Annotated in this window: 21 protein-coding genes, 3 tRNA genes and 1 pseudogene; 14 read left to right on the plus strand and 11 right to left on the minus strand. The window is 69.8% G+C overall.

Going from position 1 to position 25,958, the window contains the following annotated elements; genetic code table 11:
• Positions 1–274: 274 nt before the first annotated feature.
• Positions 275–1,060 carry an AraC family transcriptional regulator gene (locus KMS84_RS06925; protein ID WP_256915180.1) on the minus strand — a complete coding sequence of 262 codons (786 nt, stop codon included), beginning with the start codon at positions 1,058–1,060 and terminating at the stop codon, positions 275–277.
• Between the two features lie 207 nt (positions 1,061–1,267).
• Between KMS84_RS06925 and KMS84_RS06930 the strand changes: the two genes are divergently transcribed.
• Together KMS84_RS06930 and KMS84_RS06935 are read left to right on the plus strand one after the other, a co-directional pair.
• Positions 1,268–2,146, plus strand: coding sequence for an NmrA/HSCARG family protein (locus tag KMS84_RS06930; protein WP_256915181.1), 879 nt, complete (start codon positions 1,268–1,270; stop codon positions 2,144–2,146).
• Positions 2,147–2,242: 96 nt separating this feature from the next.
• Positions 2,243–3,142 (plus strand): NADP-dependent oxidoreductase, encoded by a 900-nt coding sequence (locus KMS84_RS06935; RefSeq protein WP_256915182.1) that lies wholly within the window; start codon positions 2,243–2,245, stop codon positions 3,140–3,142.
• Between the two features lie 1,641 nt (positions 3,143–4,783).
• Here the strand turns inward: KMS84_RS06935 and KMS84_RS06940 are convergent.
• Positions 4,784–5,392 carry a TetR/AcrR family transcriptional regulator gene (locus KMS84_RS06940; protein ID WP_256915183.1) on the minus strand — a complete coding sequence of 203 codons (609 nt, stop codon included), beginning with the start codon at positions 5,390–5,392 and terminating at the stop codon, positions 4,784–4,786.
• Positions 5,393–5,523: 131 nt separating this feature from the next.
• Here KMS84_RS06940 and KMS84_RS06945 point away from each other — a divergent pair, with 131 nt between their 5' ends.
• The 4 genes from KMS84_RS06945 to KMS84_RS06960 all read left to right on the plus strand — a co-directional run bounded on the left by KMS84_RS06945 (position 5,524) and on the right by KMS84_RS06960 (position 8,907).
• Positions 5,524–6,363, plus strand: a complete 840-nt coding sequence (locus KMS84_RS06945) for an alpha/beta fold hydrolase (RefSeq protein WP_256915184.1) — start codon at positions 5,524–5,526, stop codon at positions 6,361–6,363.
• Positions 6,364–6,443: 80 nt separating this feature from the next.
• Entirely contained in the window at positions 6,444–7,172 is a 729-nt protein-coding gene (locus tag KMS84_RS06950; RefSeq protein ID WP_256915185.1) for an SDR family oxidoreductase, read from the plus strand.
• Between the two features lie 288 nt (positions 7,173–7,460).
• The gene (locus KMS84_RS06955) at positions 7,461–8,522 is read left to right on the plus strand and encodes an alkene reductase (protein WP_256915186.1); all 1,062 of its coding nucleotides are present in this window, start codon (positions 7,461–7,463) and stop codon (positions 8,520–8,522) included.
• A gap of 241 nt (positions 8,523–8,763) precedes the next feature.
• Entirely contained in the window at positions 8,764–8,907 is a 144-nt protein-coding gene (locus tag KMS84_RS06960) for a hypothetical protein (RefSeq protein WP_256915187.1), read from the plus strand.
• A gap of 683 nt (positions 8,908–9,590) precedes the next feature.
• Here the strand turns inward: KMS84_RS06960 and KMS84_RS06965 are convergent.
• The 3 genes and pseudogenes from KMS84_RS06965 to KMS84_RS06980 all read right to left on the minus strand — a co-directional run.
• Positions 9,591–10,502 carry an alpha/beta hydrolase gene (locus KMS84_RS06965; RefSeq protein WP_256915188.1) on the minus strand — a complete coding sequence of 304 codons (912 nt, stop codon included), beginning with the start codon at positions 10,500–10,502 and terminating at the stop codon, positions 9,591–9,593.
• 329 nt (positions 10,503–10,831) lie between these two features.
• Entirely contained in the window at positions 10,832–11,635 is an 804-nt protein-coding gene (locus KMS84_RS06975) for a nuclear transport factor 2 family protein (protein ID WP_256915294.1), read from the minus strand.
• A pseudogene (locus KMS84_RS06980) lies at positions 11,624–12,559 on the minus strand (NADP-dependent oxidoreductase); the annotation flags it as partial. The gene KMS84_RS06975 and the pseudogene KMS84_RS06980, both read right to left, overlap by 12 nt.
• 87 nt (positions 12,560–12,646) lie before the next feature.
• On the opposite strand from KMS84_RS06980, the gene KMS84_RS06985 reads away from it, so the two are divergent.
• From KMS84_RS06985 to KMS84_RS06995, 3 genes are all read left to right on the plus strand, one after another.
• The gene (locus KMS84_RS06985) at positions 12,647–13,657 is read left to right on the plus strand and encodes a GlxA family transcriptional regulator (RefSeq protein ID WP_256915189.1); all 1,011 of its coding nucleotides are present in this window, start codon (positions 12,647–12,649) and stop codon (positions 13,655–13,657) included.
• Positions 13,658–13,842: 185 nt separating this feature from the next.
• Positions 13,843–14,484 (plus strand): hypothetical protein, encoded by a 642-nt coding sequence (locus KMS84_RS43445; RefSeq protein ID WP_438818906.1) that lies wholly within the window; start codon positions 13,843–13,845, stop codon positions 14,482–14,484.
• Between the two features lie 50 nt (positions 14,485–14,534).
• Positions 14,535–15,128, plus strand: a complete 594-nt coding sequence (locus KMS84_RS06995) for a TetR/AcrR family transcriptional regulator (RefSeq protein WP_256915190.1) — start codon at positions 14,535–14,537, stop codon at positions 15,126–15,128.
• Positions 15,129–15,663: 535 nt separating this feature from the next.
• On the opposite strand, the gene KMS84_RS07000 is transcribed toward KMS84_RS06995, so the two are convergent.
• Positions 15,664–16,530 (minus strand): alpha/beta fold hydrolase, encoded by an 867-nt coding sequence (locus KMS84_RS07000; RefSeq protein WP_256915191.1) that lies wholly within the window; start codon positions 16,528–16,530, stop codon positions 15,664–15,666.
• Between the two features lie 1,052 nt (positions 16,531–17,582).
• On the opposite strand from KMS84_RS07000, the gene KMS84_RS07005 reads away from it, so the two are divergent.
• The gene (locus tag KMS84_RS07005; RefSeq protein ID WP_256915192.1) at positions 17,583–18,191 is read left to right on the plus strand and encodes a TetR/AcrR family transcriptional regulator; all 609 of its coding nucleotides are present in this window, start codon (positions 17,583–17,585) and stop codon (positions 18,189–18,191) included.
• A gap of 72 nt (positions 18,192–18,263) precedes the next feature.
• Here KMS84_RS07005 and KMS84_RS41205 read toward each other — a convergent pair whose 3' ends face one another.
• The 5 genes from KMS84_RS41205 to KMS84_RS07030 form a co-directional block, all read right to left on the minus strand.
• The gene (locus tag KMS84_RS41205; RefSeq protein WP_256915193.1) at positions 18,264–18,596 is read right to left on the minus strand and encodes a TetR/AcrR family transcriptional regulator C-terminal ligand-binding domain-containing protein; all 333 of its coding nucleotides are present in this window, start codon (positions 18,594–18,596) and stop codon (positions 18,264–18,266) included.
• Positions 18,529–18,753, minus strand: a complete 225-nt coding sequence (locus tag KMS84_RS41210) for a hypothetical protein (RefSeq protein WP_256915299.1) — start codon at positions 18,751–18,753, stop codon at positions 18,529–18,531. The genes KMS84_RS41205 and KMS84_RS41210 overlap by 68 nt, the downstream gene beginning before the upstream one ends.
• Positions 18,754–19,413: 660 nt before the next feature.
• Positions 19,414–19,487, minus strand: a tRNA-Ile gene (locus tag KMS84_RS07020).
• Positions 19,488–19,667: 180 nt separating this feature from the next.
• Positions 19,668–19,740 (minus strand) — tRNA-Asn (locus tag KMS84_RS07025).
• A gap of 5 nt (positions 19,741–19,745) precedes the next feature.
• A tRNA-Asn gene (locus KMS84_RS07030) sits at positions 19,746–19,818 on the minus strand.
• 158 nt (positions 19,819–19,976) lie between these two features.
• On the opposite strand from KMS84_RS07030, the gene KMS84_RS07035 reads away from it, so the two are divergent.
• From KMS84_RS07035 to KMS84_RS07050, 4 genes are all read left to right on the plus strand, one after another.
• Complete coding sequence (locus KMS84_RS07035) at positions 19,977–20,282, plus strand: YtxH domain-containing protein (RefSeq protein WP_256915194.1); 306 nt, start codon at positions 19,977–19,979, stop codon at positions 20,280–20,282.
• Between the two features lie 230 nt (positions 20,283–20,512).
• On the plus strand, positions 20,513–21,967 hold the full coding sequence (locus KMS84_RS07040) for a xylulokinase (RefSeq protein ID WP_256915195.1): 1,455 nt from the start codon (positions 20,513–20,515) through the stop codon (positions 21,965–21,967).
• A gap of 242 nt (positions 21,968–22,209) precedes the next feature.
• On the plus strand, positions 22,210–23,943 hold the full coding sequence (locus KMS84_RS07045) for an ABC transporter ATP-binding protein (RefSeq protein ID WP_256915196.1): 1,734 nt from the start codon (positions 22,210–22,212) through the stop codon (positions 23,941–23,943).
• The gene (locus KMS84_RS07050) at positions 23,943–25,871 is read left to right on the plus strand and encodes an ABC transporter ATP-binding protein (RefSeq protein ID WP_256915197.1); all 1,929 of its coding nucleotides are present in this window, start codon (positions 23,943–23,945) and stop codon (positions 25,869–25,871) included. The genes KMS84_RS07045 and KMS84_RS07050 overlap by 1 nt, the downstream gene beginning before the upstream one ends.
• Positions 25,872–25,958 lie beyond the last annotated feature (87 nt).

Raw genomic sequence — 25,958 nt, forward strand, 5'->3', positions numbered from 1 at the left:
GTCCTCCCGCAGCTCCCATGGGTGAGCGCGGCGTCCGGTGGATTCTCGATCCGCACTGCCCGCCCCCGGGCCGCACGCCAGACCGGGCCGGCGGGGAGCGATCGGCCGACGGCGTCGAGACGTTCTCCCAGCCCCCTGTGCGGCGGGCCGTTCGCCCGGCCGCGGCAGGCCTTCTGTGCTCGTTTCGGGTGGGGCCCCTTCCCGATGGACCAGGTGGCAGAAGCTCGGCCCGCGGGGCGGGCAGTGCGGATCGAGAATCCACCGGACGCCGCGCTCACCCATGGGAGCTGCGGGAGGACCGAGCCGACGAGCGATAGGCCCCCGGTGTCTGACCGACCAGCTCGGTGAAGGCGTCGATGAAGCTGCTGGGGTTCGACCAGCCCAGCCGGATCGCCGTGTCGGTGACCGAGGCGCCGTCGCTGAGCTCGATCAGCGCCCGTTGAATGCGCAGCAGGGTGCGCCACTGACGGAAGCTCATCGACAGCTCGCTGCCGAACAGGCGGCTCAGGGTGCGTTCGCCGGCGCCCGTGCGGTGGCCCAGCTCGGCCAGGGTCGCCGGGCTTGCCGGGTTCATGTGAAGCAGGTCGGTGACCGCCTTGAGACGCCGGTCGATCGGCTCCGGGAGGCGCAGCGGCTCCTGTGCGGCGCGGGCGAGCTCGGCGAGTACGACGTCGATCAGCAGCCGCGCACGGGGGCTCTCCAGCGGCTCACCCTCGCTCATCAGCGCCAGATAGGCCTCGCGCAGCAACGCGCTCGCCACGAAGACCGACGGCTCGGCCGGCAGCTGTCCGGTCAGCTTCACGGGCAGCGACAGCACCCGGATGTCCGTCTCGCCGTACGCCTTGCTGCTGTGCACCGCGAAGGGCGGCACCCACATGATCCGACTGGCCGGCGCCACCCAGGTGCCCACCTGGGTCGCTGTGACCAGGGCCCCACGCGCGGCGTAGCGGAGCTGGCCGTAGTCGTGGAAGTGCGCGGCCACGTCGGCGCCATGGGCCAGCGGCGCCGACAACGGCGCATCGTCGGTGCAGAAGGTCGGCTCGCCGCTGGGGTCGGACATGCGATCGAGACTATCCGACACTGGCGGGTTATCGGGAAAACCTGGCGAGATACCGGTGGTGAGCCTGACGCCACAGACGCATCGTGGAGACATGTCACAACAGATCGAGCTCAAGGACGCCCCGCCCGCGTCGTACTCCCCCCACCGCCGAGATCAACACCGGACTCGTGCCCACCTCGCTCACGCCCTGAGTGAAGGGTGGCAGCGATGAGCACACAGACGACCGGCACGATCGCAGTCTTCGGCGCGACGGGGCGACAGGGCGGGGCGGTGGTCGACGCGCTGCTGGACCACAAGGCCACGGTGCGGGCCCTGGTCCGCAACCCGCAATCCGACCGGGCTCAGGCGCTGGCCGCCCGCGGCGTCGAGCTGGCTGCCGTCCGGACCGACGACCCGGCGTCGCTGGCCGCCGCACTGACGGCCGTCGAGGCGTTCTCCTTCATGACCCCGGAAGCGAACAACCTCGAAGAGGTCGAGACGGAGATCCGCATCGGCATCGCGCTCGTCGACGCGGCGGTCGCGGCACGCGTCCCCCGTGTCGTGTTCAACTCGGTCTTCGGCGCGGACCGGGAGCGGGGTGTGCCGCACCATGACTCGAAGCACTCGATCGAGGAGTACCTGAGGAAGTCCGGCCTCAGGGCCGTGATGGTTCGCCCGGCCCCCTTCATGGAGGAGATGGCGCCGAGCCTGGAGCGCGGAGAGATCGTGCTGAGGCTGCCGCTGCCGGAGGACGTCGCCCTGAAGATGATCTCGGTCAGGGACGTCGGCCGGGTCGCAGCCGCGCTCCTGCTCGACACCGTGGAGGCACCCGGCGGAGCCGTCGAGCTCGTCGGCGACGAGCTGACGGGCCCTCAGATCGCCGCAGCGTTCGGGGCGCGCGCCGGGCTCCCGGCACGGTACGAGGCCCTCCCGTTGAGCGTGCTCCCCGGCGACCTCGACAGGGCGATGTTCCGCCAGTTCGCGAAGGCGGCGGAACACCCGGCGGATCTTGCGGTGGTGCGGGCGATCGAGCCGGCCACCCTCGACCTGGCCGAGTGGATCCGATCCACCGGCTGGGCCGCGCCCACAAACGTGGCTGGTTCCTGAGCCTCCGAGCCGGAACTGGTCGGAGTGCCGGTGCGGCCGCCACCGCCCCCGGCCAAGTTGATCTTTCACCTAGAGCGACGAGCACTGGAGCAGGACATGAAGGCGATCACCTACACCGAGTTCGGCGGCCCGGACGTCCTCCGCCTCGAGGAGGTCGACGAGCCGCACGCCGGACCCGGGCAGGTGCGGCTCAAGGTCGTGGCGGCAGGCGTCAACCCGCTCGACTCCAAGATCCGCAACGGGTGGAGGCCGCACATCGCCCCGCCGTTCCCGGTGATCCCCGGCGTGGAGGCGGCCGGCGTCGTCGACGAGGTCGGCGACGGCGTGACCGGCGTCGCGGTGGGTGACGAGGTCCTGGGCTGGACCGTCACCGGGGCCTACGCCGAGCACGCGCTGGCCGTCGACTTCGGCCCGAAGCCCGCGGACCTCGACTGGGACCTCGCCGCGGCACTGCCCGTCGCCGTCGAGACCTCGGTCCGTGTGCTCGACGCCCTCGGCGTCGGGGAAGGCGACACGCTCCTGCTGCACGGAGCCGCGGGTGTGGCCGGCGCCGTCGGTGTTCAGCTCGCGGTCACCCGCGGCGCCACGGTCATCGGCACCGCCTCCCCCGGCAACCACGACTACCTGCGCTCGCTGGGCGCGATCCCGGTCTCCTACGGCGCCGGCCTCGCCGACCGGGTCCGCAAGGCCGCGCCGCAGGGCATCGACGCCGTGTACGACGCCGCGGGGGCAGGCGACCTGGAGGTGTCGATCGACCTGCGCGGCGGCACCGACCGGATCATCACCATCGCCGATCTGAAGGCCGCCGAGCTGGGCGTCATCTTCTCCAGCCCCGGCGCCCCGTTCGGTTCCCGCCTCGGCGAGTACGCCCGCCTCGCAGCCGACGGCAAGCTCACGGTACGCATCGCGCAGAGCCTTCTGCTGGAGGACGCCGCGAAGGCGCAGGAGCTGAGCGCGAGCGGTCACGCCGCCGGGAAGCTCGTCCTGCGGCCGTAGCTCAGCGCCCGGCCGGCTGGGAGGCACGACGGCAGCGCGCCGGCCAGTCGCCACGGTCCTGGCGAACCCGGCCGGCGCGTCCACCTCCACCGGTCCCGCCTGCCGCACGGCCTCGAACAGGACACGCCGCCCGCTGTAGCGCTCCTCCACATGCGCGACCAACGCCGGTAGCGGCGGCCGGCGTTGCCTGCCCCGGTCGGCGGTGCGTTCATTGATCCGGCGCCGCCGCGCCCCGAACCCCCGCAGGTCCGCCGACGGGATCGGACACGGCGCGGCCCAGCGCGCCCACCGCACGATCTTCTCGATGCGGCTCCAGAACTCGCCCGCGATCGCCCTGGCCAGCCCTTCGCGGGTGACGCGGTCAGTGTCACCTTCCCGGCGCACGATGACCGAGGGCCTGAACGTGATCTCTGACCTGCCGCTATGTACGCGTCAGAGGCACCACGGTGGGGCGGGTGGGACTCGAACCACGGCAGGCTGATTGTGAGTGGCGGTTCGTGATTCTTTGAGGGGTTCTGGCGTCGCCTGACGATGTGTGCTACCAGGGCAATGAAAGGCTGGCGAGGACGGCGCCGGGGCCACGTTCGAGGTCGTGATGATCGGCCTGCGCCACCGGCAGACGTCTTCCATGGCATGGCACCGCTCGCCGGCCTTCAACCTCCGGTTCGTCGCGTCTGCGGCGCGTCCGGCAAACAGCCGACGATCACGGCCTCTCCCGGATCTGGCGCCGACATCCGCATCACGGCGCCATGCGACGGCGGCATCGCAGCCGCATGGCTCATCAGAAACCGGGCCGTTCCCTGTTCGGACGGTTTCAGCCCTGCCGCCCACCAGCTCGTCACGCCCCGCTACCGACGTGATCGAGCTCCCCAGAGTGAGGCCGCACCCGGTCACCGCGAAGGCTTCTCGGGCGGCCGGGCAGAGCCCACGGACGGTGCTCGCAGACATCACGGAAACCCTGCGTCCCCAACGCGTCCCCACGATCATGAAAATGGCGTCGCGGAGATGTTGCCGGCTCGTCGGCTCAAGCTCCGCTCGTCGGCATTCCCGCAGGTCAGCGTGACGTCTGCCCAACAAGGAAGCAAGATCCTCACCCCGCTCCGAACTCACGAGCAGCGGATTCGGTCCGTTGAGCGAAAGTTGACGCTCCGACACCTCACGAGGAACGTTTCCGCAGGTCACGGACCTGCACAGGTGGGGCGGGTGGGACTCGAACCCACGGCCGACGGATTATGAGTCCATTGGGGATCTTGGCGGTCCTTGCCGATCAGTGCCGATTCACGCCGTTCTTGCAGGTCAGACATGCTGATCTACGTCAGCCCTTGGCAGTGCCTGTTGGTCTGTTCCTGTCCTTGTGGCCCCTCAACGGCCCCTGGAGGTCGATGAGTTCGACGGTCGTCACGGAAGCAGCCATGTCCGCACAGTTCAACCACGGGGCTAGAACCTTCGCACAGCGGATTTCCCTTCCAACGCGCAAAGGCCCCGACCCTCTACTCCGGGCGGAGCCTCTGCGGCCACTTCCGCAGGCCAAACGCTGTCTCGTCCCCCTATCCAGCTCAGTCGACTTCTCCCAGAGCGAGCTGACGGGATCGGGCGGACGTCTGACCCTCGGGTGGTCGGCCCTGTGTCGGTCGGCTGTGGTCAGGCTTCCGGGCGCCGTGTCGCCGGCTGATCGCTGCTGCCGTGCGCCAGCGAGGCGCGAATCCCCTGGCGGCAGACGTCGAGGATTTCGTCCGCCAGCGGAGAATCGTCGGGGCATGCCCGCGACAACATGACCGCGCCGACCGAATGGGCGAGCATGTCGATCAGCGTGGTGCGGTCCACGCGCGGGTCCGCATCCCCCGGCGTGTCGCCTGGGGCCTGAAGGACCGTCAGCAACTGCTCGATCCCGGCGGCGAACTCCGCTTTGATGCCCGCCGGCTGACGTGCGGCATCGCCGCCGAGGGCCGCGATGGTGCACCCGTCGCCGCGCCCGTCGCGATGCTCCCGGGAGACGTAGCTCTCGACGAACTCGGCCGGCCCCAGGCCTTCTGTCCGTGCCGCGATCTGCGAGAGCCCGCTCGCGGACGCTTCGGCCATCAGATCGGCCTTGGAGCGGAAGTGCTTGTAGAACCCGCCATGGGTGAAGCCAGCGGCCGCCATCAGTTCCGCCACGCCGACGCCGTCATAGCCGCGGTCGCGGAAGAGTCCGGCGGCTGTCGCGACGATGTGCGCACGGTTCTGCTCCGCCTGCGCCTTGGTCACTCGCATGGTTGGCCTCCCCATCCACGGTCGACACTCGACGGTCAAGCATACATAGATGTCGATCGACATCTAAGGGCTTGACTTTTTATATTACGACCGTCATCGTATTGCTCATCCCCGCCAGAAAGGCTCAGGCCATGAGCGATACGCATGTGACCGCCCCGACGCAGTACGTCGAGGTCGACGGCGACCGGTTCGCCTACCGACGCTGGGGCAAGCCCTCCGGCGTCCCGATCTTCCTGGTCCAGCACTTCCGCGGGGGAATGGACCACTGGGACCCCCTGCTCACCGACGGCCTGGCCGAAGGCCGAGAGGTCATCCTCTTCAACGGGCGCGGCATCGCCTCGTCATCCGGCACGCCGCGCAACCGGATGGAGGACATGGCCGACGACATCGCCGCGGTCATCCGGGCTCTGGGGCTGGAGCAGGTCGATCTGCTCGGGTTCTCGATCGGCGGCTGGCAGGTGCAGGAGGTCGTGCTGCGCCACCCCCAGCTGGTGCGCAAGCTCCTCCTGCTCGGCACCGGCCTGCGCGGCGGGGACCCGACGATGGACCCCAAGGTGCCCGAGGTGGCGCTGAATCCGGTCCCCGGCCTGGAGGACTTCCTCTTCCTGTTCTTCGGCCGTTCCGAGGCCGCGGTCGAAGCGGGCCGGGCCTTCTGGGAGCGCCGCCACCAGCGGGCCGACCAGGACCCTCCGAGCTCGCCCGCCGTCGGGCAGGCGCAGTTCGAAGCCGCCACCGCCTACGGGGAACCGCTGCCCGGCGAGAACCCCTACGCCTTCCTGAACGCGATCACCCAGCCGACCCTGGTCCTCAACGGCACGAACGACGTGATGATCGCCTCGATCAACTCCTGGCACCTCGCGCAGAGCATCCCGAACGCCCAACTGCTGATCTACCCCGACGCCGGGCACGCAGCGCACTTCCAGTACCCCGAGCGGTTCCTGAAGCACGCCCTTCAGTTCCTCGACGAGTAAGCAGCCGCGCCCGAAAGGCGAACGGCACGTCCTGGGTGTGCCCCCACCCCCGAAGAACCACCTGACGAGAAGAGACAGACATGAAGATCGAAGGTTCGGTAGCTCTGGTGACCGGCGCCAACCGTGGCATCGGCAAGGCCTTCGCGGACGAGCTCCTCGCCCGCGGCGCGACCAAGGTGTACGCGGCTGTCCGCGACGTCACCACCATCACGGACCCGCGGCTCACGCCCGTCGCCTTGGACGTCACGGACCCGGCAGCCGTCGCCGCGGCCGCTGCCCAGTTCGCCGACGTCTCGATCGTCGTGAACAACGCCGGTGTCGCCAGCGCCAACTTCCCCCTCTCCGCCTCGCTCGACGTGGCGCGCAGCGAGCTGGAGGTGAACTACTTCGGGCTCATCTCCATGACGCAGGCGTTCGCCCCGGTCGTGGCGGCCAACGGCGGCGGCGCCTTCGTCAACATGCTCTCGGTCGCCTCGTGGGCGGCATACCCCGTAGCCGCCACGTACGGGGCGTCGAAGGCAGCCGCGTGGAGCTACACCAACGCCGCAAGGCAGCAGCTCAAGACACAGGGGACCGAAGTCGTCGCCGTCCACGTCGGGCCGGTCGACACGGACATGCAGGCCGGCTTCGACGTCCCCAAGACCCCGCCGGCCGACGTGGCCCGCAGCGCCCTGGACGCGCTGGAGGCAGGCCGGCCCGAGGCCATCGTCGACGAGATGAGCCGCAACGTGAAGTCCACGCTGCACGACGACCAGGCCCTGCTGTACCCGGCCATCGAGGCGCAGCTCGCCGAGCAACTGGGCGACTGACCCACGGGAGCGCCGGCATCGAGGCCGAGGCCGCGGCCTGGCCCCCGCAACGGTCACCTGGGTGTGGTCGAGGCGGGTGTCCGGTACCGCCGCGGGTAGCGGGCCACGAAGTCGGACTTCTGCGCGCAGCCGACCTCCAGCGTCGCCGCGTACGACTGCTCAGGAACTCCGGAGCCCCCCCGCACGCCCCCAAACCCTTCCTGCGCTGCCCACCACCCAACAAAGCATTATGTTCGTAATGTAATCCGCCGAACTCATGGCGGATGCCGACACCCCGAGGAATCACGCATGCTCAACAGCCTGTGGACCCCCACCGTCGCCGGAAAGATTTCCCTACCGCACCGTCTGGCGATGTCGACCCGCAACAGGGCCACCCCAGACGGCGTGCCCACCGATCTCAACGCCGAGTACTACGCCCAGCGCGCCTCGCACGCCCTCATCATCACCGAGGGCACCCAGCCCTCCGACGACGGCCAGGGCTATATGACGACCCCGGGCATCTACACCGAGGCGCACATCACCGGCTGGCGCAAGGTCACCGACGCCGTACACAAGGCCGACGGACGCATCGTCATCCAGCTCATGCACGTCGGGCGCATCTCGCACCCCGACAACACCCCCCACCACCGCCAGCCCGTGGCCCCCTCCGCGATCAAGCCGGCAGGCCAGATGTTCACCGCCTCCGGGATGCAGGAGATGCCGGAGCCGCGCGAGCTGACCACCGAGGAGGTCGCCGCGACGGTCGAGGACTTCCGGCGCGCCGCCGCGGCAGCCATCGCCGCAGGCGCCGACGGCGTCGAGATCCACGGCGCCAACGGCTACCTCATCCACCAGTTCCTCTTCCCCACCACCAACCAGCGCACCGACCAGTACGGCGGCTCCCTCGACAACCGCATCCGCTTCGCGGTCGAGGTCGCCACCGCCGTGGCCGACGAGATCGGAGCCGACCGCACCGGCATCCGCTTCTCCCCCGGCAACCCCTTCCAGCTCGGCGACCTCACCGAGGACGACACCCACGAGCTCTACCCGCACCTCGTACGCGCCCTCGCCCCCCTCGACCTCGCCTACCTGCACCTCGCTCACGGCGGCGACGAAGAACTCCTGGGCACGCTGCGCGAGTTGTGGCCGAACACACTGATCCTCAACCGCGCCGGCACCGACATCGCCACCCGCGCCAAGGACATCGACAACGGCGTCGCCGACGTCATCACCGTGGGCTCGATGGCCCTCGCCAACCCTGACCTCGTGGAGCGCGTACGCGTCGGCGCTCCCCTGAACGACCCCGACCCCGCCACCTTCTACGGCGGCGGCGCGGCCGGCTACACCGACTACCCCACCCACGCCGCCTGACCACAGCCCCCAGCGCCGGAGGGAGTCGCCTTCCTCGGGCGCTTCGGCGTACGCACGCCAGGGCATAGATGCTGAACGTCCGCGCGCGTGACGAGCGCGGGTCCTGGGGTGCGACCCGAGCGGCAACGTCGTCGATCACAGTGAGCACCCCGTCGGTGTACGCGCGTCGGGTCGCGTCCGCGCCGCGAGCGATCTCGTCGAGCAGGGCGGCCGACGGGCAGCCGTGCTCAGAACTGTCACGGTGCTGCACCGAGAGACAGGCCCGCAGGATCTGCTCCATCCCGGCCTGGCCGGGCACCGCCGCACCCACAGCCTCGCACTGCGCGCGCAGCTGGTCGGCGACCGCCGTCGCGACCAGATCGTCCTGGAGTCGAAATGGGCGTAGAACGCACCCTTGGTCAACCCCGCAGCGGCCATCAGCGCAACGATCCCCGAACCGTCGATCCCGTCGCTCTTGAACCGACGCCCAGCGGTCTCACCGGACGATCGGCCCCGATCTGGCCGACGTCAGCGCCGACGGCGCGATCACCAAGGCCCCGTGCGGCGGCGACCAGGGCCGTCGCAAGGGTGAGCCAGATCCACCGGTCAGTGGCCTGAGGTCACGGCGAGCGGGCCGAACAGGTTGACCTCCAGTTGGAGACGGACACCGGAGGTGTCGGTGTCGAGCACGGAACCGACGCGGGCGATCCCGGTGTTGTCACCACGACGCTCACGTCCCGCGCGATCCCGGCGGCGCGGGTTACCTAGGCGGGGCCCGTCACGTCGAGGTGGAGCGGGATCAGCCGGGGGGCGTCGGCGACGATCGTGCGAGGGTCGCGGGCGGCGGCGTAGACCTTCGCGGTACCGCGGTCGAGCAGTTGCCGGACGAATTCGCGGCCGAGGCCCGGTTCGCGCCGGTGACCAGGGCGATCTGGCCGCCGAGCCGAGTCACGAGACCTTCTCCGTGAGGGTTGTGGGGCGGTATCCGGCGCCACGATCCACCTGCGGTTGGTGGGAGCGTGACGTCGGATACGGCCGGCTGGGCGTGGAATCCGGAAGATCGCCGGACGGTGACGAGCTAAGTGGTACTCAGGCGCCGAGATGCCGGCGCAGCCACTGGCCCATCTGCTCGATCGCCTGGTCGACCTCGGGTACGCGTCCGGCGCCGAGGATGAAGGAGTGTTGTCCCTCGGGCATCGGGTGCACCTCGGAGGTGACCTTGAATTCGGTGAGCCGTTGTGCGAGTGCGGCGCCGTCGCCGGCGAGGGTCTCGTACGCGCCGTAGTGCACGACGGTGGGCGGGAGGCCGGTCAGGTCGGCGTTGACGAGGCTGATCTTCGGGTCGGCGAAGTCCAGGTCCGGGTCCTGCAGAAACGCTGCCCGCATCTGCTCGAGGATGTTGCGGCTGAGCATCTTGTCGTGTTCCTCGTTCTCATCCACCTTCGGGTCGACGAGGGTGAAGTCGGTCCATGGCGAGATGCTGACGATCGCACCGGGGGTGGGCTCGCCCTTGGCGAGCAGCCGCAGGGGCAGCATGACGGCGAGGGTGCCGCCGATGGAGTGGCCGGTGCTGCCGATGTTCTGCGGCTGGTAGCCCTGTGCGAGCAGCCATCTGTAGGCGGTCTCGACGTCGTCGAGCTGCGCCGGGTGGGGGTGTTCGGGGGCATGGCGGAAGTCCACGACGAGCGAGCGGATCCCGGCGGCCTTCGCGATGTGCCCGGCGGCCTTGCGGTCCGAATGCATGGAGGCGGTGACTGAACCGCCGAAGTGGAAGTGCAGCAGCGCCCGGTCGGGGGCGGCGCCGGCGGGAATGGCCCAGAGCGCGGGGACGCCGTCGGCGTCGACCTCGGCGTAGGTGACGTCTTCCGGTTCGGCGGTCGCCAAGTGGTGCGTCTCGGCGACGTCGCGCACGACGCCCAGGTCCAGGCCCGGCGTCATCCACTTGGCGCGCACGCTGTCCAGGAACTGCGCGAACTGCTGCGCCTGCGGACTGATTCCCATGATGACACTCCTGTCTGTGCTGGGCACTCGTGGTGCCCAGCCGGTTCGGTGATGCGGCAAGGTGCTGGTGTGCTGCCCGAAAATTACATTATGATCGTACGCTAAATGCGGCCCGGGGTGGCGGTCAGCGGCCGGCTGGACGAGTGAAGGAGGGTGCGGGGCCCGATACGGGCGAGAGCGCAAGCAAGGAGACGCGGCGGCGGATCATCGAGACGGCTGGGCGTCGGTTCAAGAACGACGGGATCGACGGTTCGGGGATCGCCGCGCTGACGGCCTGATGCCGGTCGCTCTCACGGGGCCGGACGAGATTCGCCCCGCCCCCGCGGCTGTCAGAACATCGTGTTGTCGTTGGCGGCGGTCTCGGGCACGTCCTGCGCGGAGTCCCAGTGCTCGACGATCTTTCCGTCCCTGACCCGGAACAGGTCGAGGACCGACCGGCCACGCTCGCCCGGTGCGTCGATCTGGTGACTGTGCACGGCGACCAGATCTCCCTCGGCGATGACCCGTTTCCGTGTCACGCTCAGCTGCGGCGACCGCTCGAAGTACCCGCCCAAGCCGGCTTTCGCGCCGTCCGCGCCGTCGGAGAGGAGCGGGTTGTGCTGGTGATACTCGGCGCCCAGGTAGGTGTCGATGGCGGTCAGATCCTTGCGGACCAGCAACTGGTCGAAGAATTCGGTGACGAGTCGCTTGTTGTAGGCGGTGAACCAGCGCTGCCCGACCGCCTCGGTCCGCGGCTCGCTGAGCGTGGCGAACATGTCGTTGCCGCTGGCCGTGGTGGCGGGCACTTCCTGAATGATGTCCCAGTGCTCGGCGATCTTGCCGTCCTCGAAGCGGAACAGGTCGAACACGGCCAGACCCTCGGTGCCCGGCACCATGACGTAGCGGGAGTGCAGCAGCACCAGATCACCTTCGGTGATGATCCGGCGGGGCTCGAAGGCGGCCTGCGGGTACTGCTGTCGCATGGCGCCGCTGAAGAACTTGAGGGCGTCGGCTCCGTCGGGCGCCAGAGGGTTGTGCTGGATGTAGGAATCGGGCGACACGACCCGATCGACGATGGCCGTGTCGCCGAGGACGAACACGTCATGCAGCAGTTGGCTGGCAATGTGTGCCTTGCTGTCTCGAACGGTCAGCACGATCTTGCCGGTGGTGCGGCCGGTCTCGCCGAGCGCGTGCGCCTTCGCGGCCTCGGCGAGCGGGAAGGTGGCCTCGATGTGGGCGCGCAGTGCGCCGGTCTCGACGAGGGCGGCGATGGCCTGCATGCCGGCCTGGTCGGCCTCGACCAGCAGCGACTCGTAGCGGATCCCCCGCTCGGCGATCGCCGCCAGTTCACCGGCGTCGACGGGCACCGGAAGAATCGAGACGAGGGTGCCGCCCGGGCGCAGCACGGCCACGGAACGGGCGCGGGCGGCGGAGTCACGGGAGATCGGGTCGAGGACCACGTCGATGTCGCTGAGCACCTCGGCGAAGTCGACCTTGTGGTAGTCGATGACCTCGTCGGCACCGAGGGATCGCAGGAAGTCGTGTTTGGCGGCGCTGGCGGTGCCGATCACGTACGCGCCGCGGGCCTTGGCGATCTGCACGGCGAGGTGACCGACGCCGCCGGCCGCCGCGTGGATCAGGACTCGCTGCCCGGCCCGGACGCCGGCGGTGTCGACCAGTGCCTGGTAGGCGGTCAGCGCGGCCAGCGGCAGCGCACCGGCTTGGACGTGGTCGATGCCGGCGGGCTTGTGCGTGAAGACGCGGGCCGGCCCGGTCACGTACTCGGCGTGCGAGCCGACTCCACCCGGGTAGGGCAGCATGCCGAAGACCTCGTCGCCGGGCTTGAACAGGGTGACGCCCACGCCGACGGCCTCGACGACACCGGAGACGTCCCAGCCGAGCACCAGCGGCAGCCGGGCGATGGTCGCGGACCGGGCACGGTTCCCCCAGTCGGTCGGGTTGACCCCGGCCGCGTGGACGGCGACCAGGATCTCGCTCACCCCTGGCGCCGGTTTGGGCAGCAGGGTCTCCTGCAGCACGTCGGGGGTACCGTAGGTGTCCTGGCTGATGGCTCGCATGGTCTCGGTGTCCGTCATGGGCCCAGCCTGGCCGCCGTCACAGGCCCCTACAATGGCGTGATCGCCAATTTTCGACGGGATCCTGCCGTGATCAAGGTGCACCGCGTCGTTGTCCTCGCCTCACACGGGGTGTACCCGTTCGACCTGGGCATTCCCCACCGCGTCTTCGGCGCCGCGGACGGCCGCTACGAGGTCGTGACCTGCACCATCGACGGTCACCCGGTGCGCACCAACGCGGACTTCTCCATCACCGTCGATCATGGCCCGGAGGCGTTGCGCACCGCCGACACCGTCATCATCGCGCCGTTCCACACCGGCAACCCCCGCCGTCAGACGTCGGTCGACCTGGCGCAAGTCCTCGCGTACGTGGCCCCCGGCGCCCGGATCGTGTCGACCTGCACCGGCGCCTTCGTGCTGGCCGCGGCGGGGCTGCTCGACGGGCACCGGGCCACCACGCACTGGCACGCCACGGGCCTCTTCCGGGAGTGGTACCCGCAGGTGGAACTCGACCCGAACGTCCTGTTCGTCGACGAAGGCGACGTGCTGACCTCGGCCGGTGCCGCTGCCGGCATCGATGTCTGCCTGCACCTTGTCCGCAAGGACCACGGCAGCGAGATCGCCAACCGTGTGGCCCGCACCTGCGTCGTCCCCCCGTGGCGCGACGGAGGCCAGGCGCAGTTCATCGAACACCCGGTCCCCGACGCAACGGCGAACGACACGTCCGCCGCCCGGCAGTGGGCGCTGCAGAACCTGCACAAGCCGCTGACCCTGAGCGACCTTGCCGAGCAGTCGAACATGAGCCAGCGCACCTTCGCCCGCCGCTTCAAGGAAGAAGTCGGCTTGAGCCCCGTACGCTGGCTCATCCAGCAACGCGTCGACCGGGCCCGGCAGTTGCTGGAATCCACCGACCTGCCGGTCGACGACATCGCCGGCCAGGTCGGCTTCGCCAGCGGCACCTCGCTGCGCGAACACCTGCACGCCGCTATCGGCGTCACACCACTGGCCTACCGGCGTACCTTCCGAGGCCCACTGGCAACGAGCCGTGCCGCCGCGGCGGATGCCCGGCGGGACGGTCAAGTATGTCGCCCTGGATCGTAAAAAGTATGTACGCCATACCATCGGCTGCGCCGGGGACAGGTATCGGTCGCGGGTATGACAGCAAACGCACCCGTGAGTCGAGCTGTGTCCTGACACGCTGATCCTCACCCCGGGCCGGCGCCGACATCGCCTTCCAGGCCAAGGACATCGACAACGGCATCGCCGACGTCGCCACCGTGGGCTCGATGGCCCTCGCCGACCCCGACCTGGTCGAGCGCATCCGCGCCGGCGCACCCCTGAGCACCCCCGACCCCGCCACCTTCTACGGCGGCGGCGTGGCCGGCTACACCGACTACCCGACCTACCGCCTGACCGGAACGCCTTGCGCGAGGAAGTCGCCTTCCTCGGGCGCTTCGGCGTACGTACGACACAGTCGGCACCGGTGTTCCGGCGATGACCTCGAGGTCGCGCCGCGCGGCTCCGATCCAGTTCGGCCCACTTCCCATGACCAGGGCATCCCCGGCGAATGCATCCTGACCGAAGCCGACCACGCCGGCAGGAGGGCCGTCGCCGGTCGAAGCCGGCGCCATGCGTACCCATGTCGAAGCGGTCTGCCTTCTCACCGCGGCCGCCAAGGCACCACGCCCTCGGGGTGCGACCGCACCACGGGCAAGGACGAGCAGGTTCGAGACACGGCCGACGGAGGCGTCGAGGCCGGCGTACGTGATGTGGTCGTCACCGAAGACGATCGCGGTGCGCTCGGGACATCGAGAAGCGGTGTCCGTCATGTCGCCACAACGACCCGTGACTTGCCGTCCGAGGGGCAGCAAAGCGGTCGAACACCAGCATTACCTGTCGACCGTAATATTACATACGACAGACCATAGATTACGATGGGATACAGGGCAATGGCCGGGCAAAGTGGGGGAGGGACCTTGTGGCGCGCTACACCAAGGAGCACAAGCAGGTCACGCGGCAGCGGATCATCGAGCGGGCCGGCCACCGGTTCAAGCAGGACGGCATCGACGGGTCCGGCATCTCCACGCTGATGTCCGACGCCGGGCTCACCAACGGAGCGTTCTATGCCCACTTCGAGTCCAAGGACGACCTCGTCACCCACGTCATCGCAGAGCAACTGCGCACGCTGGTGAAGCAGTTCGGCGGGCTGCGGCCCGGCCGCGCGGGACTCGAGGATCTCATCCGCGAGTATCTGTCGCCCGGACACCGGGACAACCCCGGCGACGGCTGCCCGAACGCAGCCCTGCTCGACGAGATCGGCCGCTGCGGTGACGGAGCCAAGGCTGCCTACACCGACGGCGCCAGGGCCATCCTGGACGAGTTCGCCGCCCGCCTGGCACCCGAGGATCCGCAGTCCGCCCGCGGCCAGGCGATCGGGCTCTTCACGATGATGGTGGGAACGCTGCAGCTGTCCCGCGCGCTCTCCGACCGGAAGCTCTCCGACGAGGTCCTCGAGCATGGAATCGAGAACGCCCTCGCCTTGGCGCGGTGCCCGTCAACACCGGCTGGGTGACCACCTGACAAGGGCCACGACGCCGGTGCCGTACACCCGCGCTTCCGCCGCCAGCGAGAGCGGGTGACCCCGGGGCAATTGCCATCTCGGAAGCGACACCGACGCGGCGGCCCTCCGCTCGTACCGCCGACGGCGCTGCGCGCATTCGGCACGCCGTGGCGGCAGCGCAGGTCCCGGGCCTGCCGCCCGGACGGCACGTCGACCACACCAGTCTCCGCATCGCCATCCCGCACGACAACCGCCGCGGCGCCGCATGACCGAGAAGCGAACAGGTCAGTGACGTGGAACAAGCGACGAGAGCCGTGACGCCCGGCGGGCGTCACGGCTCTAAGAGCTCCGAACAAAAGTGGAGTCCGATCAGCTCGCGGCGTCTGGTGCGTGCGATCGCAAGGCGCTGGAAGCTCCTCGTAGCGGAGCTACTAGGGGCTTTCGGCAACGCGGCGAGCGTGCGTGCCAGACGCCGCGAGCCGGGCTCCACTTTTGTTCGGAGCTCTAAGTCAACATCCTCGGCCCGAGCGCCGATCACACCGCGGCCCTACGGCCGACCGAAGAACTCGAGAGCCGTCGGTACGAACTGCTCGTGGTACTGGAAGATGCCGCCGTGGCCGCCGTCGGGGTAGATCACCAGCTCGGAGTTCGGCAGCCGCCTGTCCATGTCGTACGAGTTGGGCGTCGGAACCATTCTGTCGTTGTCGCCGTTGGCGACGAGCACGGGGATCTTGATGACGGACAGGTCCTGCGGCTGTGCCAGTCCCCAGCGGTGGATGGCCTTGAGCTGGGAGCGGTACGCGATGAGGGAGATGGCCTTGTCGCGGTCCTTGGTGCGCTCCTTCAGGCGGGCCAGGAACTCCTTGCCGGCCCGGATCCCGTTCGGGGTACGGGTGAAGAAGAGGAACTGCTTGGGGTCCTGCAGGGTGAGCAGCGCCCGGAGGGTGTCGTAGTCGGACAGTCGGGTGACATTCTTGATGCCCTCACCTCCGGCCGGACCGGTGCCGGCGAGGATCAGCCTGCGGATGAGCTGCGGATCGGTCTGGGCGATCACCTGGGCGATCATGCCGCCCATCGAGAAGCTGAGGACGTCGACCTGCTCGAAGCCCAGGGCCCGGATGAAGGTGACGGCGTCCCTGGCCATCTCCTCGATGGTCTTGGGCGTCTTGCCGGTGGAGGCGCCCACGCCCCTGTTGTCGAAGGTGATCACCCGGTGCTTGGCGGCGATGCCGTCGACGACCCTCGGGTCCCAGTTGTCCAGGACCGCGGCGAGGTGGGTGATGAAGATGACCGGCATGCCGGTCCGGGGGCCGAGGTCGCGGTAGGCGAATGTCACTCCGTCGGCGGTGACGGTGCGGGTCTGCGCGTTCTTGTACGACGTCACCACGTCACCTCGTGTTTCGTGTGCGTTCACGGTCGTGCCCTTCAATGTGAGGGTTACCGCCAGTACGCTCCGACTCCTGCCTCCTCGCAGGTGGGCGTCGAGCGCTTCCCATGTGTCTCCCGGCCGCGACTGCAGTCCGGATTCGACGGCCGGAGGAGGGCGTGGGAGAACTCCCTGAATCGGGCCCCTGAGCAACCCGTCGACCATTGAAGTATGACCATACTTTCATCGTGGCGCAAGTGATGAGTGGCACGAGATGCACGGCGGCTGAATCACGAGTTCCGGCGAGCGCCCGGGGCGTGTAGCACAGCGCACCACCAGGGCAGGGGCGGTTCACCTACGTCGGACGTTGATAACGGCGGCGTTCACCGCGTCACCGGCTGGCCGGCGAGCTCGGCGAGCTCCGCCCGCGACCGCCGCAGTCCCGGCCACTACGCGCGCGGAGCTCGTGCCGGCCCACGATGTCCCGTTCGAAGTCGACGAGGAGGGTGCCGCCAGGGCTACGCCGGGTTCGCTGCAGGCACGGGTGGGAGTTGCGCCGTACCGGTGGCGCGGGGGCGGAGTCGAGGCGGGTGTTGTCGTAGTCGACCATGCGGACTCCGGCTCAGTTCTCGCCCCTGGAATCCGGGGTGCAGCCTGGCCTCGTGTTCACGCCGGGCATCCGTTTCCACGATCAGGCCCCTGTGGCCGTCGACCCGCCCTCATCGCGCTCACTCCTACTCCCGGGCAACACCGGAGTGCTGCCGCCGGACGAAGGGGCAGCCCACAGCGGCAACGTGCCAGCCTCTTTGGTGAGGACATTAACGATCGCCGCCCTTCGACCCGCTCGCTGACGACCCACATGACCTGCTGGGCGACCCGGGCGCACAAGGGTTTCCTGCGCCAAGCGGAGCCCGTGATCGGCCACGGAACCGCATGCGGGCCAGCTACGCAGGCAGTCCAACACGGCGGGGCGGAGGGGCGGTACTCCTGCCCCGGCTGTGAGGGTGCCGGAACCCGAAGTCATTGAATTACGTTCGCAATACAATACATTGGAGGAGCCGCTGGACGGCGAGTGGCCCGCCCGGCGCGTAGAGGAGTGTGTGGTGCGATACAGGAAAGAGCACAAGCAGGCGACCAGGCAGAGGATCATCGAGACGGCAGGCCGCCGCTTCAAGGAGAACGGCATCGACGGCTCGGGCATCACGGCGCTCATGAGGGACGCCGGGCTGACCAACGGCGCCTTCTACACCCACTTCACGTCCAAGGACGACCTCGTGGCCACCACGATCGCCGACCAGTTGGAGGCCCAGAACGCGACTATCGTCGCGCACGCGGAACCGGGCCGCGCCGGCCTCGAACAGATCGTGCGCTGGTACCTGTCCCCCTGGCACCGTGACAGCCGGGACGTCGGCTGCCCCTCCGCCGCCCTGCTCGACGAGATAGGGCGCTGCACACACCCGACAAGACAGGCTTACACCGAGGGCGTGCTGGTGGTCGCCGACGGCATCGCCGCGCGCCTGGCGCCGGACGACCCGCTCTCGGTGCGCCCCATGGCACTCAGCTCGTACGCCATGATGGCCGGCACACTCCAGCTCTCACGGGCCCTCGCCGATCCGCGGCTCGCCGATCAAGTCCTCGAACAGGGCATCCACAACACCCTCGCCCTCCTGGGCATCGAGCACGAAGGGAACACCAGGAGGGCGCACTGACAGCCGTACACATGGACGCTGCGGAGCGCGCACCGCGCCCTCCGCCTGCCGGTGACGACGCACGAATGGCCGTCAGAGCAGGGGCATGAGGACGCCGTCGACGATCGCCGCGATGTCGTCGCCGCTGACCCGCCGGTCGCGGACAAGCCCCCAGTGGAGCAGCAGAGCGACGGCGACGGCGACCGCCATCGAGTGACCTCCTGATGGATCGGCCTGGCGCGGGGGCAGATCGCCGCGCTCCACCGCGTACGCCAGCACGCCCTCGATGGCCTGGTGCAGGGAGTCGACATATCGATGCCTGATGTGACCGCACAGTTCCGGCTCCTGGCGAGCCGTGTCATGCAGGGCAGTGCAGGTCGACGCGGGAACGGTTCTGGCTCCAAAGGGCGCGGGCCATCGTCGCAACGAGTTCCTCGCGGAGTCGGCCCGGACCGATGATGACCGGCCCAAGGTCGTCGGTGAGACCGCCGTGGTCCAGCGCCTCCGCGGCGAGCTCCGCCCGGGACTTCCAGCGCCGGTACACGTTCGCATCGCGGACCGTGATGTGGTCCGGCCGTGCCACGCCCGGAGGGATTCCAGCGGTCGTTGCAACACGTGGCCAGTGTGAGGCGATCGTGAGGGCTGTATGCAGGCGCTCGGCTGGGGTTTCCCAGCCGAACGTCTTGCGTGGTCGGCCGTGAGTTCGGCGGCGATGGCGTCGAGGGGCTGCGCTCCAGCTCGGCCGCGATCTTCCTCAACGGCACCAGACGGTGCGCTGACCGCACATGGCTCAGCCTTGACGAACTCGGTGCGCCGTCCATGGGACCGTTTCCTCTTCGGGCCGTTTCCCTGGCCTCGGGCCTGTCTGCCAGACGCACCGGCATCCGCGCCGCCTCCAGAGCCGGCCCGGCACTCGACCGTCCGCGCGGTGGACGGCAGCCCCATGCCGCCGAACCAGCAAACGGGACAACGAAATCAGCCCGGAACCACTCTCGGCCTGACCCCGGCCGCGCCCTCCCGGCCCCTGTACGGCCCCTGGGTCTTGGGGACGACCCGCAGCGCAGCCGCCCGGACCGAGAGCAGCAACCTTGAACACCTACTCCACCGCAGGCCAGAGGGGTTGGAGCTCCCCCGGGCGCCGCCCGACTCCAAACCCGCGAGCAGCGGATTCAGTCCGTTCAGGCGAAGTTGACGATCCGACAGGACAAAATGAACGTTTCCGCAGGTCAGCGCCCTGCAAAGGTGGGGCGGGTGGGACTCGAACCCACGGCCGACGGATTATGAGTCCGCTGCTCTAACCGGCTGAGCTACCGCCCCATAGCGGCGTGTCGCGTACATGTGTGCGCGCCGTCTGCCGCAGCATAGCCGCTCATACGATCTCACGCTCCGGCTGGTCGGCCTTGCCACGACCATGAGGACAGCGCCTCTGGCCTGCACGGTTCCCGCCGGCGTGACACCACATGAAAAAGGACCCCCATGGGGTCCTCGTTCACGATGCTCCCCCGACTGGACTCGAACCAGTAACCTGCCGGTTAACAGCCGGCTGCTCTGCCAATTGAGCTACAGGGGACCGAGCTCCCCCGACTGGACTCGAACCAGTAACCTGCCGGTTAACAGCCGGCTGCTCTGCCAATTGAGCTACAGGGGAATGCCTCGTTGCATCGAACGTGGCTACCTGGGTATTCGCCAGGGGGCGCTCGCTCGCTGCGACACATACATTAGCGCAAGCAGGGGGGTGCTCCGCCAATCGGTTCCCCCCGGCGCCGTCGTCGTGCCAGGGACCTGCACGAGGGAAGGGTGGCAGTCATGCGCTACAAGGTCACGTTCGTCGTCGGACTGGCTGTGGGTTACGTACTGGGCACGCGCGCCGGGCGCGAGCGCTACGAGAAGTTGAAGAAGTCCGCCCGGCAGGTCGCGCAGAACCCGGCCGTGCGCAACACCGCCGAGACCGCCGCCCAGCAGGGCCGGCAGTACGCGGGCAAGGCCTACCACGCGGTCAGCGACAAGGTCGGCGACCGGATGCCCGAGTCGGTGTCCAGCCGGGTGCGCTCGCTGAAGGAGCGCAGCGCCCACAACGGCGGGGACGACGACTGGGGCAGCAGCAACACCTAGAGCACCCGGCGGACACGCCCCCGGCAGCTCACGGCCGTGACGTCTCGCCCCGGCGGTCCCGCTCTGCCGCCCGCCGTCCCCGTCGACGTCGAAACGCCGCGCCCTCAGCAGTCTCGGAGGGCGCGGCGAGCTGTGTCACCAGGCACGACGGGGGCCCGCCCGCCCGACACCGCGCACCGCGCGCCGCCCGACGGCCGGACACGGGCGAAGAGTGCGGCAGAATTTTCGCCATGGGGATAGTCGCCGGGTTGGACAGTTCGCCCGATTTCACTCGTATCGTCGTCTGCGACGCGGACACCGGAGCCGTGCTCCGGCAGGGATACGCGCCGCATCCGGTGGAAGGCGCCGAGGGCGGCGGGCGGCCCTCCGACGTCGATCCGCAGGCCTGGCTGCTGTCCCTGGGCGAGGCCGCCGGCGGCGGCCTGCTCGAGGGGGTGCAGGCCATCGGCGTGTCCTCGCAGCAGAACGCCGTCGTGCCCCTGGACTCGCAGGGCGCCACCGTGCGCCCCGCGATGGTCGGCGGCGACAAGCGGGCCCAGGTCGCGGCGGCCGACCTGGTGGACGCGCTCGGCGGGCGCGAGGCGTGGGCGCAGGCCGTGGGGTGTGTGCCGCAGGCCGCGCAGCCGGTGACCAAGCTGCGCTGGCTGGCGAAGAACGAGCCCGAGGCCGCCGCGCGGACCACGGTGCTGCTCCAGGCCCACGACTGGCTGGTGTGGCAGCTGCTCGGGCGGCCCGTGCGGCGCACGACCGATCGCGGCGGGGCCTCCGGAACCGGTTACTGGTCGGCGGCGACCGGCGGTTATCGGCCGGATCTGGTGGAGCTGGCGCTGGGTCACCAGGCGATGCTGCCCGAGGTGATCGGGCCCTCCGACGCGGCCGGCACGACCCCCGAGGGGCTGCTGATCTCCGCCGGGACGGGCGAGACGATGGCCGCGGCCCTGGGGCTGGGCATCGGGCGGGGCGACGCGGTCGTGTCCCTCGGCGCCTCGGGCTCCGTGATGGCCGTGCACCCCGAGGCGCTGGTCGACCAGAGCGGGATGATCACGTCCCTGGCCGACGCGACGGGGATGCACCTGCCCGTCGTCACGACGCTGAACGCGGTGCGGACCCTGCGCGGGGCGGCCGAGCTGGTGGGCGCGCCCGACCTGGAGGCGCTGTCGGATCTGGCGATGAAGTCGACGCCCGGGTCGCACGGCCTGGTCATGCTGCCCTATCTGGAGGGCGAGCGGACCCCGAACCTGCCGCACACCGCCGGGACGCTGGCCGGGCTGCGGCGCGAGTCGATGAAGCCGGAGCACTTCGCGCGGGCCGCGTTCGAGGGCATGCTGTGCGGGCTCGCGGACGCGCTGGACGTGCTGCGCGGGCGGGGCGTGGACGTCCGGCGGATCTTCCTGCTCGGGGCGGCGGCGGAGCTGCCGGCCGTGCAGGCGGCGGCGCCCGCGCTGTTCGGCGCCCAGGTGGTCGTGCCGCAGCCGGCGGACTACGCGGCGATCGGGGCGGCCCGGCAGGCCGCGTGGGCGCTCGGCGCCTCGCAGGGCACGCTGGATCCGCGGACCCCGCCGGCCTGGCAGGGGGCGGCGGCGCAGGTGCTGGACCCGGGCGAGGAACTGGCCGTGGGGCAGGCGGTGCGCCAGCAGTTCGTGTCCGTGCGGGAGCAGACCCATCCGGGGGCGTTCCGCGCCTAGGGCGTTCACCGGCCTCGGCCCGTGTCCCGTGTTTCGTGTCCCGTGCGGACCACGGACCGGGAGCACCGGGGCGCGGGGGGAGCATCGGGGTCGCCGGGCGCACCCGGTGCGCCGCCGCGCGCGGGGGGAGGCTGTAATGGCACTGTCGACGACTTAATGGGTTGAGGTAACGCGGGGGGAGTGTCCGACGATAGGGGCCAGGGGCAACCAATGCCCCTCCCGCCGAACCCGAGAGACGTAGCGTGCTCATACGACTGCTGAGGACCTACCTCAGGCCCTACCGAAAACCCATCAGCCTGCTGGTGCTGCTGCAACTGCTGCAGACCTGCGCCACCCTCTACCTGCCCACGCTGAACGCGCACATCATCGACGAAGGCGTCGTCAAGGGGGACACGGGGTACATCCTGTCCTTCGGCGGTGTGATGATCGCGATCTCGCTGGCGCAGGTCGTGTGCAACATCGGCGCCGTCTACTACGGCGCGAGAACCGCCTCCGCGCTCGGCCGCGACGTACGGGGGGCGGTCTTCGACCGGGTGCAGTCGTTCTCCGCCCGTGAGGTCGGCCAGTTCGGCGCGCCCTCGCTGATCACCCGGACCACCAACGACGTCCAGCAGATCCAGATGCTGGCCCTGATGACGTTCACCCTGATGGTGTCGGCGCCCATCATGTGCGTGGGCGGGATCGTGCTGGCGCTCGGCCTCGACGTGCCGCTGTCCGCGGTGCTGGTCGCCGTGGTGCCGACCCTGGGCATCTGCGTGACGCTGATCGTGCGGCGGCTGCGTCCGCTGTTCCGGTCCATGCAGGTGCGCCTGGACACGGTGAACCGGGTGCTGCGCGAGCAGATCACCGGCAACCGGGTGATCCGCGCCTTCGTCCGGGACGAGTACGAGCAGCAGCGCTTCCGCACGGCCAACACCGACCTCACCGACAGGTCGCTGAAGACCGGCAACCTGCTGGCGCTGATGTTCCCGGTCGTCATGACGACGGTGAACCTGTCGTCGATCGCGGTCGTCTGGTTCGGTGCGCACCGCATCGACAGCGGCGGGATGCAGATCGGCGACCTGACGGCGTTCCTCGCCTACCTGATGCAGATCGTCATGTCCGTGATGATGGCCACCTTCATGTTCATGATGGTGCCGCGCGCGGAGGTGTGCGCCGAGCGCGTCCAGGAGGTGCTGGACACCTCGTCGTCGGTGGTGCCGCCCCTGGCGCCCGTCACCGAGCTGCGCCGGCACGGGCACCTGGAGGTCCGGGGGGCCGGGTTCCGCTATCCGGGGGCCGAGGAGCCCGTCCTCAAGGGCATCGACCTCGTGGCCCGCCCCGGTGAGACGACGGCCGTGATCGGCTCGACCGGCAGCGGCAAGTCCACCCTGCTCGGGCTGGTCCCCCGGCTGTTCGACGCCACCGAGGGCGAGGTCCTCGTCGACGGCGTGCCCGTGGCCGAGGTCGAGCCCGCGCTGCTGGCGCGGACCGTCGGACTCGTGCCGCAGAAGCCGTACCTGTTCGCGGGGACGGTCGCGACCAACCTGCGGTACGGCAATCCCGACGCCACCGACGAGGAGCTGTGGCAGGCGCTGGAGGTGGCGCAGGCCAGGGACTTCGTCAGCAAGCTGGAGAACGGGCTCGACTCCCCCATCGCCCAGGGCGGCACGAACGTCTCCGGCGGCCAGCGGCAGCGGCTCGCCATCGCGAGGACGCTCGTGCAGCGGCCGGAGATCTACCTCTTCGACGACTCCTTCTCCGCCCTCGACTACGCCACCGACGCGGCGCTGCGCGAGGCGCTGGGCCGGGAGACCGCGGAGGCGACCGTCGTGATCGTCGCACAGCGGGTGGCGACCATCCGCGACGCCGACCGGATCGTCGTCCTGGACGAGGGCCGGGTCGTCGGGGTCGGCTCGCACCACGAACTGATGGCGGACAACGAGACCTACCGGGAGATCGTGCTCTCCCAGCTCACGGAAGCGGAGGCAGCCTGATGGCCGGGCCCATGGGGCGCATGATGGCCGGCGGCGGTCCCGAGAGCCGCACGCTGGACTTCAAGGTGTCCGGCAGGCGGCTGCTCGCCCGGTTCGGGCCGGAGCGGCTCACCCTCTACGGGATGCTGGCCTGCGTCGTCCTGAGCGTCGGCCTCAACGTGATCGGGCCGAAGATCCTCGGCAAGGCCACCGACCTGGTCTTCGCGGGCATCGTCGGGCGGCAGATGCCGGCCGGGGCGAGCAAGGAGCAGGTCCTCGACTCGATGCGCGAGCGCGGCGACAGCGGTGTCGCCGACATGCTCAAGGGCACCGACTTCACGCCCGGCCAGGGCATCGACTTCGACGCGGTCGGCCGCGTGCTGCTGTTCGCGCTCGGGGTGTTCCTGGTCGCGGGTCTGCTGATGGCGGTGGCGACGCGCCTGGTCAACAAGGCCGTCAACCGGACGATGTTCCGGATGCGCGAGGACGTGCAGACGAAGCTGTCGCGGCTGCCGCTGTCGTACTTCGACAAGCGCCAGCGCGGCGAGGTCCTCTCCCGCGCGACGAACGACATCGACAACATCGGGCAGACGCTCCAGCAGTCGATGGGGCAGCTCGTCAACTCCCTGCTGACCATCGTCGGCGTGCTGGCGATGATGTTCTGGGTGTCCTGGCTGCTGGCGCTGGTCGCGCTGGTGACGGTGCCGCTGTCGGCGCTGGTCGCCACGCGCGTGGGCAAGCGGTCGCAGCCGCACTTCGTGCAGCAGTGGCGCTCCACCGGCAAGCTCAACGCCCACATCGAGGAGATGTACACCGGCCACACGCTGGTGAAGGTGTTCGGCCGCCAGGACGAGTCGGCGCGGCAGTTCGCCGAGCAGAACGACGCGCTGTACGAGGCCGGGTTCAAGGCGCAGTTCAACAGCGGGGTCATGCAGCCGCTGATGATGTTCCTGTCGAACCTCAACTACGTGCTGGTGGCGGTGGTGGGCGGGCTGCGCGTCGCGTCGGGCGCCCTGTCCATCGGCGACGTGCAGGCCTTCATCCAGTACTCGCGCCAGTTCTCGCAGCCGCTGACGCAGGTCGCGTCGATGGCCAACCTGGTGCAGTCGGGCGTCGCGTCCGCGGAACGCGTCTTCGAGCTCCTGGACGCCGACGAGCAGGAGGCCGACCCGGTGGCGGCGCAGCGTCCCGCCGAGCTGCGCGGACGGGTGGCGCTGGAGCACGTGTCCTTCCGCTACGACCCGCAGAAGCCGCTCATCGAGGACCTGTCGCTGACGGTGGAGCCGGGCCACACGGTCGCCATCGTCGGGCCGACGGGCGCCGGCAAGACGACGCTGGTGAACCTGCTGATGCGGTTCTACGACGTCTCCGGCGGGCGCATCACCCTCGACGGCGTGGACATCGCGAGGATGTCCCGCGACGAGCTGCGCGCCGGGATCGGCATGGTGCTCCAGGACACCTGGCTGTTCGGCGGCACGATCGCGGAGAACATCGCGTACGGCGCGTCCCGGGAGGTCACGCGGGGCGAGATCGAGGAGGCGGCGCGGGCCGCGCACGCCGACCGGTTCGTGCGCACCCTCCCGGAGGGCTACGACACCGTGATCGACGACGAGGGCAGCGGGGTCAGCGCCGGCGAGAAGCAGCTGATCACCATCGCGCGGGCGTTCCTGTCCGATCCGACGATCCTGGTGCTCGACGAGGCCACCAGCTCCGTCGACACCCGCACCGAGGTGCTGATCCAGAAGGCCATGGCCAAGCTGGCGCACGGGCGCACGTCGTTCGTCATCGCGCACCGGCTGTCGACCATCCGGGACGCCGACACGATCCTGGTGATGGAGAACGGCTCGATCGTCGAGCAGGGCGCGCACGCCGAGCTGCTCGCGGCCGACGGCGCCTACGCACGGCTGTACCAGGCGCAGTTCGCCCAGGCGGTGGCCGAGGTGGACTAGTGGACCCGGTGGCGCCGGAGGTCCGCGCGGTGGTCCGCGCGGTGGCCGGTGCCGCCCGGTCCTCGGCCGCTCCCGGAGGGGGCCGCT

Source organism: Streptomyces hilarionis (assembly GCF_024539675.1).
GTDB lineage: Bacteria > Actinomycetota > Actinomycetes > Streptomycetales > Streptomycetaceae > Streptomyces > Streptomyces hilarionis.